The sequence below is a fragment of the Zooshikella harenae genome (assembly GCF_018837975.1).
Taxonomy (GTDB): Bacteria; Pseudomonadota; Gammaproteobacteria; order Pseudomonadales; family Zooshikellaceae; genus Zooshikella; species Zooshikella harenae.
Genome location: NZ_JAGSOY010000096.1, coordinates 1 through 14,272, shown reverse-complemented (window position 1 = coordinate 14,272; position 14,272 = coordinate 1). Strand labels below are relative to the sequence as shown.

Sequence of the window (14,272 nt, the reverse complement as noted above, 5' to 3'; positions counted from 1 at the left end):
GTTTTAGGGTTTGTCTCATCATGTACTATTATTTGGTACTTAATACGTTTTCTAAAAGCAAAAATTATAGATAATAATAAACCACAACTGGGTATTTTTAGTGGTGTCCAACGTTCAGTGCCGATAGTAGAAAGTGATTCAGTTTTTAAACAAAATCATTTAATCGGTATGCTATCCGTTATCAGCATTGTTCTAGCTTGTATACTATGTTATCAGCCGTTTCCAAAACAGCATATACAGAACAGTATAAAAACGCTGCAGTTACCAGCGACTTTTGCTGGTTATGAAATATCATTAAGTAAGCAGGAAAAGGAATTTTTTAAAAGGAATGCTGCAGAAGCTATTAAGTATCAATTGCGCTGGAATGGACATAAGGGCAGCTTGCTTTTCATCCGTAGCCGCTACTGGAAAGCTCAGCATGATCCTCGGAACTGTTATAGTGCTCAAGGTATTACTGTTGATGATGAGAAAACTTTAGTATTCTCAAACAGTAATAAGCATAAGCTGACCATAAAATACTTAAGCTTAAATCAAGGCAAACAAACAGGCTTTTATTGGTTTCAATCTAGAGACCAACAAACTGCAGACTTCTCGGCCAGATTATTCTCAGGGTGGCACAAACCCAATGTACCCTGGATTATGGTTTCAGTTGCCTGGCATGACCCACTATCAATTCAATCAATAGAGCAAGTCACCCAACAGCTTTATTGGCATATCAATACACAACTTAAAAATGACTGGTGAAGGGTATACCACTAATCTGGAGTAAACCCAATGAAACGTAAATCTACCTTGAAAAAGTGGCCTATATGGTTTAACTATGGATTATTTTGGTCTTGGAACATAATTTTTACTTTTGTGGCGGTTTTTGTCGTCATTCCCTATATCACCTTACCCTTAACCAGTAATGCAATTGATGGGGTTAGCATGTGGAGTCAGGCTATTTATAGTTTGATTTTGGTTGCCGTTCCTTTTTTCGCTATGGGCTGGGCAGGGCTAAAAATAAAAAAACAACCTAAAATGCTGATGAAGTTATTTTACGGTGTTGAAATGCCAATCATGTTTTTGATGGTAATGCGAATACTGTTGCTACGAGATATGAACCCTGGACTGCTTCATTTACTCATAAACTTTGCTATAGCAATACTTGCTTACTTTTTATTAACTTTATTATTTTCTCAAAGTGATAGAAAAAATAATAACCTATTCTATAGCATTTCAATACTGATATTAGCAAGCGTCATGCTTATGTTTGGGTTTTACCTGATGATGTTGCTGGCGCCCCTATTATTACCGGCAATATGCATGCTTTTTAAAATGCTATTTGCTGGTATTGTTGTGTTTTTTAAAGTCCTACTTAATCCTATTATTATTTTGCTTATGATTCTATTTGCCTATACTTTTGGAGTCTTTATTAGTTTGCCTGTTGTTGCTGCAAAGTTATATTGTTCGTGCTTTCTAAGACACTGGCGTTTACTCTCAGAAGAAAGGCATTTAAATAAGCGATATACTGTGACTGTAGTGGCGCTGACGGTTTGTTTAAATAGCTTATTATTTATTTATCTCAATCAACAACCACAGCAGGTGATATTTCAAGAATTAGCTGTTTTGGGTGGTGGGCCATCACTATCAGTCAAGCAAAAAAAAGCGTTGTTAAAAAATGAGGACATCATTCGTAATGGTTTGGTGAATGCATATCTTGGTGCGTATCGGTATGTTTCAACACCCACTAAAAGCAACATTGTCACTGAAGCATATGATGAAGCATTTTTAGCCGGGGATACTGATTTGGCTAACTATTCCCAGAAATGGTTCAATTTACTGGCCTTGCCATTTTTATATGATGGTAATGATTTCCGAGAAGATAAACAAAAAGCAGAAGACTTATATCAACAGTTTTTTGATTTACCAATTGAGAAGCGAGAACATGACGCTATATTAACAGCGATTCAAACTACGTGGGAACGAGAGGAAATGGCTGCGGGGCTTATCAACCGTTTGAATCGGCATGTTCGTTTAATCTCACAGGCTATTCATATAAAGCCTAGTGGAGATATTGCTGAAATAAATATAAGACAACGTTTTGAAAACCAAACATCAAATAATCATGAAATTGTTATGCATTTTGCTTTACCTGATGATGCGGTATTAACTGGTCTTTGGCTCAGTGATGATGAAAACAATCCTAGAAAGTATCCTGCTGTTGTGGCTCCACGTGGTGCAGCACAACAAGTCTATAATGATGAGGTTAAACGTAGAATAGACCCATCGATATTAGAACAAGTGGGTCCTCGTCAATATCGATTACGAGCTTTTCCTGCACTGCCTCGAAGATGCAGGTTAGAAACGGTATTCTTGTTTGCAGATGAACGTTGTAAATCACAACCCTTACTTGTTGAGATCGCTTATATAACACCTGCTAACAAACAGGGTAAATGGCCATTACCCCAACTTTTAGACAATCGTAACATGTATTGGGATGATAGTTTACAGATTACTGTTAATGATCAGTGGGTTGATTCAGGAAGCCATGGGTTGCCAGAAACAGTAACATTAAATAGCAATGAAACTAAGAAAAAAGCACATATTGCAGTAATTGATGATACTTACCTGTTGGCAGAACCCATCAAAGATGAGTTTAATTTTGAGGCTGAACAAACAAAGCGTCTTAATATGGGTATACTGGTTGATAGCTCTAAGAGTATGCAACAACAGCAGGATGCAATAATACAAACTTCTACCTGGTTACAGGAAAAAGGAATCCAACATACGTTTTATCAATGTAATAATGGATGTAAAATATTAACAGCGGATAAGAACTCGTTTAATTTTTTTGGTAATATACAGCCTCTACAACAGCTTTCCCAATGGCAAAAAGAAGTTAAGCTGAACCAGTATAATGCTTTGATTATGCTTACAGATGAAGGTAGCTATGAGTTGGAATCATCTGCAAATACTGATCATTTCAGTAACATACCCCTTTGGTTAGTACATTTAAATGGTAAGCTGCCTTATGCTTATCATGATGACATGTTGGCGCTGTTGAGAAAAAATCAGGGGGGAACTACTGTCACACTTAGAGAAGCCATATACAAACTAATATTAAAGCAGAATGCTTCTTCAGATCGTTATCTATCGGACAATAAACGCCTTATATTGATAACAGACCATTATAAATGGTATATCCTCCCGCAAAAGGGTAGCTTTCAAGTGAATGAAAAGGGCCCTTTTACACGAATCGCTAGCCGTCAATGGTTAAATTACCTATCTCAGATTCACGATATCTCCAAGCCTGAAATTTTGGATAAATTGCATAGTATTGCTGTTGAGCAGCATATTGTAACGGATTACTCATCCATGCTGGCTCTCGTCAATGAACGACAAAAACGGCTGTTAAAAGAAGCTGAAGGTAAAGAAGATCGTTTTGATCGAGAAGTCGAAACAGGACAAGAAGATATTACTTCACCTATGGATATGTTTTCAGTACAAACTGTCCCTGAACCTGAGGAGTGGCTATTAATAGGGCTTGTGATAGGTATGTTATGTGTGGTTTATTATCGGCGCAAACGGTGTAATGAGTATACAGTAATAGGAGTATGAGTTGTGTTAGTTGAGCTGGCGATTGGTGATGCATATGGGGCAGGATTTGAGTATGTGAGTCCACAAATTGTAAGGCAAAATAATGATTTAACGACTTACTTCCAGCACCCAAGGCATTTGTCCATTAAACCTGGTCAATATACTGATGATACTCAAATGTCAATTGCAGTCGCTGAACTTTTGTTAGCAGGTCTTGAATGGACACCGTTAAACATTGCAACTTATTTTCTGCGAGTTTTCAAACGTGATCCCAGAGAAGGATATGCCAGTCGGTTTTACCAATTTTTGGTAGATACTCAGGATGGTCCCACGTTTCTACAACATATTAAGCCTTATAGTGATAAAAGTGGGGCCGCTATGCGAGCAGGTCCTATTGGATTATTAGTAGATGAACAGCAGGTTATTGAGTATGCAACACTTCAAGCTAAAGTGACACATGATACGCCAGGAGGTATTCATTCTGCCGTAGCAGCTGCATTGATGGTTCATTATTTTTTATATCAGCTTGGAAGCAAAGAAGAGCTTGGTGAATACTTGCTTTCTAAAGTACCGGGTGAGTGGGCAACTGTCTGGCGAGGTAGAGTCGGTCATAAAGGTGTTGATGCTGTTCAGGCAGCAGTGACCGCTATCATACAACACAGAAGTCTATCCTCCATATTGCATCAATGTATAAGTTATACTGGTGATGTTGACACGGTTGCAACAATCGCAATGGCTGCTGCATCATGTACTAGTGATATTGAACATGATTTACCAGCAAGCTTATACCAGAATCTAGAAAAAGGACCTTATGGGCTCGATTATTTACATCAGTTGAATGATTCTTTAATGTTATTTGAGAAGAAATAATGTCGAGCTTTTTCATTACAATTCTTTCAAAAGGATAAAGCAAAGAGCCCTTAATTATTTAGGATTCATTCTATACTGAGAAGCGCAAGCCTATAATGAGTAATAATTATTGAAAAATGATTCGTGAAGGGTATAACTATTGACATAAGTAACGCAAGAACTGGCTAAGACTGGAAAGATAATGGCTATGTGATAGCTTTAATTTATACTCTTTGCGAAAGAGTGTTAGGGATTGTTTACGCTATATGTTTGTATAGATCATATATTTGTGGATATGTAGTAATAAAACCCTGATGTGCTATTCATAGTGAATTTATGAATAAACTATTTTTTTATTGAATAGGTTTAACTTAGGCCAGTGTATGAAACATCTTTTTCTAGTACTTATTATCATACATAGCTTTAGCGTAAATGCGGATGATTTGAACTTTGTTACGCTAGAGTTCCCTCCCATCGCTTACACAAATAATAGCAAAGAGGTAACAGGTTTTGCCGTCGAGGCAGTAAAACGTATCTCAGATAAGCTGGGTTATAAAGCGAACGTTAAGGTATTACCTTGGACAAGAGGATTAAATATGGTTAAGGATGGTGAGGCTGACGCCATTTTTACTATATATAAGAACAAAGAACGAGAGGGATTCATAGATTTTACTCAAGAGATTTTTGTTCCACAAACGTTAAGTTTTTATATAAATGCTAGCTCATCAATTAACCCAACTAAAAATATTGAGTTAGATATACTGAAAAAGTATAAAATAGGAGTTGTCTCAACCATAAGCTACGGAAAGAAGTTTGACAATATTAAGTCTGATTTGAACTTGAGTTCATCGACAAATCTTTTATCGAATTTTAAAAAATTAATGGCAAGAAGGGTCGATATTGTTCCATCGAACACTTATGTAGGAGATTATACGCTTTCACAAAATAAACCAGCACTTAAAGGTAAAGTAATAAAAATGGTCATGCCATTTGATAGTGTGCCAAGCTATATTGGGTTTTCTAAGAAAAAGAATATGAGTAATATCAGAGATCAGTTTGACCAAGAACTGAGAAAAATGAATAGCGATGACTGGGTAAAAAAGTCAATGCTAAACTATCAATAAAAACTAAATTATCGAGTAATGCTTAAAATAGTAAGGCAATACTTATTTTTACTATGTTGCCTCTTTGTTGATGGGTTGGCTGCTCGTGAAGAACTTGAAATAGTCACTTTACAATACCCTCCCTATGAGTATAAGGACAGCGGTACTGTAAAAGGTATTGCGGTAGATATTGTTAAAGAAGCATTTAGAAGAATAAAATATCCAATTAGAATAGAAGTTTATCCTTGGGCGCGAGCAATAAAAAAGATAAAGATGGGGGATGCTGATGCTATATTTACTGCATTTAAAACGCCAGATCGCGAATTATTTGCAGACTATTCTAATGAGATATTATTAAATCAAGTTGTTTCCTTATATACGCTTAAAAAATCAACTATTCAGTTTGATGGAGACTTAACCAAGCTAGCTCGATATCGATTTGGTATTATAAGAAAAGTGAGTTATGGCGAAGCTTTCGATAATGCTTTGGATAAAGGGATCATAAGCTTTACTATGATTTCAAACTCTGGTGAAAGCAATTTTCAAATGCTCATATTAGGTAGAGTTGATATTGTGGTCAGTAATCGATATGGCGCAAAGTATATTTTAACTGATTTGGGTAGTCTTAATGAAGTCAAAGAACTACACCCACCACTTCAAAGTATCCCAAGCTACATTGCTTTTTCAAAAAAAAGGAAACTGACTCGTGTGCGTGATAAGTTTGATAAAGGGTTAAGTGAAATGAAAAAGGATGGTACCTATCGAAAGATTATTGATAATTTTCAAATGCATGATATTGAGAAAGTTAAAAACTTAATGTAGCTTTAAATGAGCATATATACTTCAATCCTCGCTTTTAGTAGAACCAATCAGCTGTGTCTTATATATAAATTATAGTGACTGTCAGTAGTCTTTTCAGGCCAGGCTAGCCCCACTAGAAATTACGAATAGGTAGTAGATATTTAATTATTTATTTGAGAGGGTGATATGAATTACTCTGGTAATAGATATTAAATATCATTTTGCTCCCTAGAGTTGTAAGTTATCTAGTAATTCGTATCAAAATTGTTTTATGTACATGTGTTTTGTTTGGTTACAAATTGATACGTATCTCCTTAAAATATATAAAACTATAGATTAATATAATCGTTTACTTTGATGTGGATCATATTATACTTGCGAAATAAAACTGATATACGTCAAATGATGTATATTTTTAAATAAAATATAAATATATGGATCGTATCTAATATACGAATATTCTTTTGTAGAGCCATAAAATAATTTATCTGTTTGGGTGGATGATTGTTTTTCTATTAATTGATTTATTAGTTTATAAAACGAACTACTTACATATAAAGCGATATGCTTGCTAATAAAACCATTGTTTGATTTTGTTTGTTTTTAATTGAGGGTTTATTCTTTAATGATTTTATTTGCGAGTAAGAGGTTGGAAGTGGGTTGTATTGGGGATATAATTATAAGATGAGACTAAATGGATAAGATGATAACAAATGCCTTTAACTATTCAGATTTTCTTAGCGGAGCTGTTGATCCAAGAACGGGCGTATATAATTTCCAAATAACACTAGGGAAAATAATTGGATCACTATTAGAAGGCCCAGAGATAGAATTTACTATTAGATATTCTTTTCTATATCACGAAAATTTTGGATTTGGTAAAGGATGGTTTAGCAATCTAAGTCGATATAATCATAGATTAAAGACATTGTTTTTAGGTCAAGGAAAAAGCTATTATGTTGATACCTATCAAGTAGGTGAAGATCTTGATATTAGATATGGGAATTTAAATGAATTTAAGGTTTATGTTGAAAAAGATGGACGAATAATTATTTTCTATAAATCAGGTATCAAAGAGTATCTAAATTATCATGGTTTTTTGGAGAAAATAGAACAGCTTGATGGTCGATTTTTAGTGGTTAATTATTACTCACCTAGTGATAAAGGTAAAATAAAATCAATTTCTGATGATACCGGTCAATCTATATCTTTTGTTTACAAGGCTGGAGAAGTTTTAATAAAGAAAAATGGGGTGGATAAATTTTTACTTCGGATTAGTGATGAACAGCTAAAAAGTGTTACGTTAATTGATAGTGCGAAGTTTATATTTCAGTACAGAGAAATAAACACATTTAAAGTGTTAAAGAGTGTTATTCATCCTTCTGGTGCGACAGAGTCATTAACTTATGACTCTGAAGGATTAAGGGCGCCAGAGGGATGTCCTGTGAGCACAATTCCTGCAGTAATTAATCATCGGATCTATGGGAGCGATATAGAAGAACAAAATAAGCGATATGAATATAGTCGACAAAACTATTTAGGTTTTGCTGCTGGAGCAAAGTTTGTTGAAGGAAGAGATAACTTATATGAACGTTCTCAAGACTATTTATACTCGTCTAATGAGTATATAGGTGATAAAAAAATTACTAGAACCTATAATAGGTTTCATTTATTAATTCAAGAAAAAGTTATTGACTGCCGTACAAATTCAACCATTACAACACGTGAAATAACTTATGTTGCTGATCCACAACTTTCTTTCTTAGAACAACCAACTACATATTCATTGCCTGTAAATGATAGTACAACATACTACAACCAGGATGGTGATTGCTCCTCAGAAAATTATACTTATGAGTATGATGACTACGGAAATATAATTAAGTCAACTGACCCATTTGGAAAAACAGAGTGTATTCATTATTACTTAGCTGCAGGCGAATCGGACTGTCCTCCGTCACCAACAAGTGTGCCAATATTTATCAAAGAAAAAATATTATATCCATCAAGTAAATATTCAAATGAATCTATACATGTAATAAGACATATCTATATCTATAAAGCATACCAACGTTATTCAAGAGATTCTTCATATCCTTTACTTGATACCGAAGTTGTTCAAACAATTGATAATAAGGTTATTTTGAAAAGAAAAACAGATTATTATAATACTGATTCGCTTACTGGAATACATGGTAAAATAAGTTCTGAAGCCGTACAGGTTGGCTCACGTATCACAAAGGATGATTATAGATATACAGTTAAAGATAATGAGCTTATTATTTCATTTATATGTTCTGTAAATGGTGAGGAAAAGTATCAGGAGTCAACGACATTTAACCTTTCAAATGGTAAAAAGGTAGAGGCTACAGACAGGAATGGTGTAGTTTCAGAGTTTGTATATGATAGCCTAATGCGTACAATTGTTGAACGAACTTATGTTGGTTCGCCATATCAATCTGAGGTTACTTACGAGTATGCTTTTGGCACTGATGAACAATATATCAAGAAAACAGATCATGCCGGAAGGATAGAGAAATATTATATTGATAGCCTAGGACGCGTTATTTTTGTCTATAAAGATGATAGTGGCCACGGGCTTAAAAAATATCAAAGTATGACATATGATTCTTTGGGTTATGTATCGTCTTTAACTGAATATGAGACTAATCTAAATCAAGAAGAGTACTCATATTCAACTCAATTTGAATATGATATTTGGGGGCATCAGTGTAAAAAAACGCTACCTTCAGGTATGAGTTATATTACACATTACGATAAAGCCAAAAGAGCAAAAACAACATATTTACGGTCAGTGAATGGAAAAAAAATTGAAATTGAAAAATGTCAATTTGATGAAGCACAAAATGAAATAAAAACCGAATCATTAAGTAAAGTAAGTCATCGGGAATATAATGGATTTGGTTTGGTTATAGAAGAAAAAGGAACTTATAAATATCCCGTAAGATATCAATATGATGAGGTTGGCCGAGTAACTAATGAAATCATTGGTAATGAATTTTCAGTTTATAAGAATTATGATTCTGCATCACTAGAAGAATATGTAACAGAGTTAAAAGTTAATAATATAGTGATAGGCTCACGTGAATATGATCATTTAGGTAGAGTCGTAGTTGAGTCTAGTTATGGTTTACCTGCCATTAACTATAGTTATGAAGCTAACTGGCTTGAGCCTGTGTCTCTTAAATATGTTAATGAAACAATAGAAAGAACGTTAGATACATCTCTTGGAAAAGTAGTACATGAAGCTAGCCACTCAGGTGATATTTCCATAGAACGTCAGTATATTCAACCAGAAGGAGAGTTAAAATCAGTTAAAAACAGTTATAATCAGAAAAATATGACGTATTATAAAAATGGATTATTAAAGAGTATACAGCAAGATAATAGGTATTTAGAGTATGAATACTCAAGACAGGGTAATATATTAAAAAGAAAAGATTATTTTGGTAATACTGAATGTAGATTATATAATGCATCGGGTCATCTATCAGAAGTAAATATTGGACAGCATAAAGGTTGCTTCTCTTATAATGAATTTGATCTTCTTTCAGAAGAATTAATAGTCACTGCTGAGGGCGATCGAATTAATCACCAATTGTATTATGATAGTTTATTTCGACTTAAAAAAAAGATTTCTCTGGTGAATAATGCCATAGTTTGTCAACAATCATTTATATATGATGAATATGGTCAAATAGTTGGTAAAAGTATTATCAATGAAAATGGTGAGAAAACGTTTGAGTTTTTCATTTATGATGCTTTAGGGAGATTAACCGAGTATAGTGTTGAAGGTATCGATGCTCCGTGTTTTAGGGATAGCGCTGAAATCATACAAAAGCAAAAATATGTGTATAACGCGTTAGGTGATATTACGTTAACTACAACTGTATATTTAAAGGATGGTGTTTCATATGAAGATATTCAAGAGTTTAAATATCACGAACAATACTTAGGTCAGCTCACTTCAATACGTTATAACAGTAATGATGTCGTCGACATAGAGTATGACTTAAATGGAAATTTACTTCGAGACGATCAAGGCTTTCAGTATCGATATAATTCCTTAAATCAAGTGAGCGACGTTTTAAACTCGTCAGGTGATAAGCTTGCAAGCTATCATTATGATGGGTTTGGAAATCAAGTTGCTTGTATTGAACAAGATAGACCAGCTCACTATCGTTATTTTGATCAACAAGACTTGATAAATGAAAAACAGGAAGGGTTTATTAGTTACTCGCTTAAAGGTCACTGTGGAATGTTATTTCGAGCTATTGATGGTGAAGGTGATCGTCAACGTATCGATCTTCTTGTGACAAATCATCAAGATAGTCCGATTTATTCAATTCAAAATAAAATAGTTGTAAAAAAATCTTACCAGCCATTCGGCAGTTTTTGTTAAACTTAAATTTTTGTGAATAATTAATTGAGATAGATGAATGAAGTTTTTAAATTTAGTTGCTAATAGTTTTTTGTGGTTCACAACGTTTGTTTCTTGTTCTGCTTTTTCGGGTAATTTAGACTCTTCACGTTATTATATCCAAGATATACGTGTAGAAACTGATTTAGGCCATGGCCAAGCCTATCAAATATATGCAAATGGTAAAATGCAAGCACCTATCTATATTAAAATAAAAGCAATAGACAATAATACTAAAAGACCTATAGTAATACCCAACGATGAACTTATATCTGCAGCTTATCTTTTTGATAAACAAACAGGCGTCAATCTAACTTATAACAATTATGTTAGTGATCAACATGATCCAAACTGGGTTTATACTGCAACACAGAATCAGTACCAACATACCGTACCAAGATCTGCAGGATATGCAGTAGGTGCAGCTAATACTTCATCAATAAGTGTACATAGAAGTCGTCATGTTGGTCAGGGTTGGAGCCAGTTAACTTATTGGGTATCAAGTAAAGAAACACATTATAGTAAAAATATTTGTGTTGAGCTTGCTATGAGTGATGGTAATAACATAAATAGCTGCGATACGTTGTATGATGAGTTTGCCACAGTGAATGCAATTGATGCATTACACTATAGAGTAGATGACTTTACTTTTAATTTTCATTATTTGAAGAAAACCGATAGTTGGTATGTAGGTTATTGGCAATTAACGCCAAAAAATAAACAAGTAAAAATATTTGGTTTAGAATGGGAAAGCCCATTACAAGAAGGTTCAAATTTTTTTAGAGCTATGGACTATTTTCGACCCGCTGGAGGTCGCATAACTTTCACTGGTGGAGATACAACCGCAAAATCGCTAATTTTATACCCTTATAAACCTTCTGTAGAGCCTCGAACTATTCGAGATTATGTTCGTATTTGGAATATTGAAGGGAATCAACGTGAGGACTATTCCTATGATCTTGAGTTATCGACAGATAACCTCAAATTTGTTCAGGGTAAAGGCAGTTATAGCGATTATACGGTTTGTGTTTATGTGACAAAAAATATTTGTAGTCGCGTTAAGAAAGATGGTCATTATGTAAATACTACAAGCAATGATTCTTATATGTACAACTTACGTCCAAAATTTAAAGTGTTTGATCAATTTGGAAATGTTGCGCGTTTAAAACTTGTAGACAGTAGTACTGTTGATAGTTTGGGATGGGATGATTACCAAATTGCTAATGATGAGTAATGGACATGAAAATTAATAACAAAAAAAATAATGTTCTACATGAAACAGTTTTGAATAATATGCCTTGCCTATCCAGGCGAGGTTTTTTAATCAAAAGTTCTTACTTACTTTCAGCTACATCCTTGCTGACACTGAATATTCCAGTTAAGGCAGCTAGTTCTTTAAATAGTTTAGTCGATAATGTTCCATTAATTATTCTACAGGATAGACTTGGTTTTAATGGAAATTATATCGATCCTATTACGAATGTTTATCATTTGGGCAATGGCTATCGTATATATAACCCCAGATTAATGCGGTTTCATTCTGTTGATAGCTTGAGCCCTTTTGGGGAGGGAGGTATTAATGGCTATAGTTATTGTTTGGGAGATCCTTTAAATTTAGTTGATCCAACAGGGCATATCAGTTGGCAGGCTGGGGTTGCGATAGGTTTAGGGATTGCAGCAGTATTAATTGGTATTGTGACGTTGGGGGCAGGAATAGCAGCTTCTGCAGGATTAATGACTGGAGCCGCTGCAATTACAACAGCAGGTGTTTTAAAAGCAGGGTTAGGAATTGCATCAGGGGTATCAGGGGTCATAAGTGGTGGTTTAGGTATTGCTTCTGGAGCTTTGAGTGAAACACATCCTGCGCTTTCGACTAATTTGGGGTATGCTGCATTTGCCTTTGGGATAACCTCTGCCGTGACAGGAATAGGATCACTCATGGCTGGTGCAAGAGTGGCTTCAGCTGCAACTCGAGTTATTAAAACGCCTCTAAGCCCTGGGTTATTAAGCTCAAGAAGTTCCGGTCAGGTGACATTGAAATTGTCAGATAGTATTGCAAGATATAATCCCAGATTTGTGGCTAAAGCGTTAAATAGAACTTTCCACAATGAGCTTCCTTTTCAACGAATAGCGATTTCTGGCGAAAAAGCACCTTCATTATTTAAAGGCTCAAGCTTTATAACGCAGTCTTATGCACAGCAGTTATCAAATCATACAGGTAAACAGGTAATAGAGCTTGCACGCCGTGGTGCAGCCATTGCTCCACAGTCAAGGAGAGCAAGTAGTGTTCCAAGTATTTTAAATAGTTCTGTTGCAATCACCAAAAGTGCAGCCTGGACGCCAGCACGAGTATTTGGACCATCAAGAGTACTTTATTCAGCTGGTATGATTGGTCGTTCATTAATGGCTGAATAGGACTTACTCATACTATTTGTATCAAATGGTAGTATTATCTTTTTGATTAATAGTTATAGTCTTATGCAGCAAATTAAATGCATGATCAACTTTGGAAAGGTATTAGTATTTTTTAATCAGAATTAAATAACTTATTAAGCTGAAGCAGTTTAACCTTACTTTTTATATGATTTTCTCTAATAATCAATCTTTTTGTCTAAAATAGTATTATCCAAGTGCTGACTTATTATGAGCATTGTAATGAAGAGTATACTATTTATTTTGATTGGTTGTTTGTTTTCTAGGTTATTATTATCTGAAACCAATGTATTATATGCTGATTATAGGCATCGTCCACCAGAAATGGTGAGAATTGGAGATATGGACACTTTTTTTGGGCCATTAAGAGATATCATAGAAGAAGCAGCAGGTAAGATTGATTATACTGTAAACTGGCGGTTTGCTCCCTTTCCAAGAAGCTTGGAAGATTTAAAAAAGGGTAGAATTGATATAATACCTAGGACTATAAAGACTAAAGAAAGGGAATCGTTTGTTTCATATTTAGGCCCCATAGGTTATCAACAAAAGGATATTCATTTTTTAGTAACTAAGGGAATGGAAAATACGATTAATAGCTATGAAGACTTGTATCTATTTAGAGTAGGGGTTAAACGAAAGACAGCTTATTTTTCAAGGTTTGATAATGATAAAAAGATGGAAAAAGTTGTTGCGCTTGATGATAAGAATATGGCTGAAATGATTATAAAAAACCGGTTTTCAGTCATGATTGTTTTAGATACGGCAGCAATTGAATCAGCGCTTCATAAATTTAATTATAAAGATTATGCTTATGCGAACTATAAGTATATTCAGAAAATTGGCAATTACTATGGTATGTCGAAAAAGTCAAGAAATGCTCATGTGTTTGAACAGCTGAATAAATCAATTAAAGAAATGGTTGACACTGGTAGAGTGGATTATTTTTATGAGAAATATAATATTTATATTCCATCACATGATTAGCTGGTTTTAATTTAACCTTAGCAGCGAGTTTAGAATAAAGCTGTATAGATGTGACTTTTAAGTTGGCTCAATTAAAATAATT

9 protein-coding genes are annotated in these 14,272 nt (G+C 34.4%); all 9 read left to right on the top strand.

The window, feature by feature from the left end; genetic code table 11:
- The coding region (locus KCG35_RS21750; protein ID WP_215821974.1) for a hypothetical protein at positions 1-744 on the top strand (744 nt) is incomplete at its 5' end.
- A gap of 30 nt (positions 745-774) precedes the next feature.
- The gene (locus KCG35_RS21745) at positions 775-3,600 is read left to right on the top strand and encodes a TIGR02921 family PEP-CTERM protein (RefSeq protein WP_215821973.1); all 2,826 of its coding nucleotides are present in this window, start codon (positions 775-777) and stop codon (positions 3,598-3,600) included.
- A 3-nt stretch (positions 3,601-3,603) separates the two neighbouring features.
- Positions 3,604-4,449 (top strand): ADP-ribosylglycohydrolase family protein, encoded by an 846-nt coding sequence (locus KCG35_RS21740; protein WP_215821972.1) that lies wholly within the window; start codon positions 3,604-3,606, stop codon positions 4,447-4,449.
- Positions 4,450-4,811: 362 nt separating this feature from the next.
- Positions 4,812-5,552, top strand: a complete 741-nt coding sequence (locus KCG35_RS21735) for a substrate-binding periplasmic protein (RefSeq protein ID WP_215821971.1) — start codon at positions 4,812-4,814, stop codon at positions 5,550-5,552.
- Between the two features lie 75 nt (positions 5,553-5,627).
- Positions 5,628-6,353, top strand: a complete 726-nt coding sequence (locus tag KCG35_RS21730) for a substrate-binding periplasmic protein (protein WP_215821970.1) — start codon at positions 5,628-5,630, stop codon at positions 6,351-6,353.
- Between the two features lie 673 nt (positions 6,354-7,026).
- Complete coding sequence (locus KCG35_RS21725) at positions 7,027-10,755, top strand: hypothetical protein (RefSeq protein ID WP_215821969.1); 3,729 nt, start codon at positions 7,027-7,029, stop codon at positions 10,753-10,755.
- Between the two features lie 37 nt (positions 10,756-10,792).
- Positions 10,793-12,007, top strand: a complete 1,215-nt coding sequence (locus KCG35_RS21720) for a hypothetical protein (protein WP_215821968.1) — start codon at positions 10,793-10,795, stop codon at positions 12,005-12,007.
- Positions 12,008-12,012: 5 nt separating this feature from the next.
- Positions 12,013-13,188, top strand: a complete 1,176-nt coding sequence (locus tag KCG35_RS21715) for an RHS repeat-associated core domain-containing protein (protein WP_215821967.1) — start codon at positions 12,013-12,015, stop codon at positions 13,186-13,188.
- Positions 13,189-13,428: 240 nt separating this feature from the next.
- Positions 13,429-14,190, top strand: a complete 762-nt coding sequence (locus tag KCG35_RS21710) for a substrate-binding periplasmic protein (RefSeq protein ID WP_215821966.1) — start codon at positions 13,429-13,431, stop codon at positions 14,188-14,190.
- The last annotated feature ends 82 nt before the right edge of the window (positions 14,191-14,272 follow it).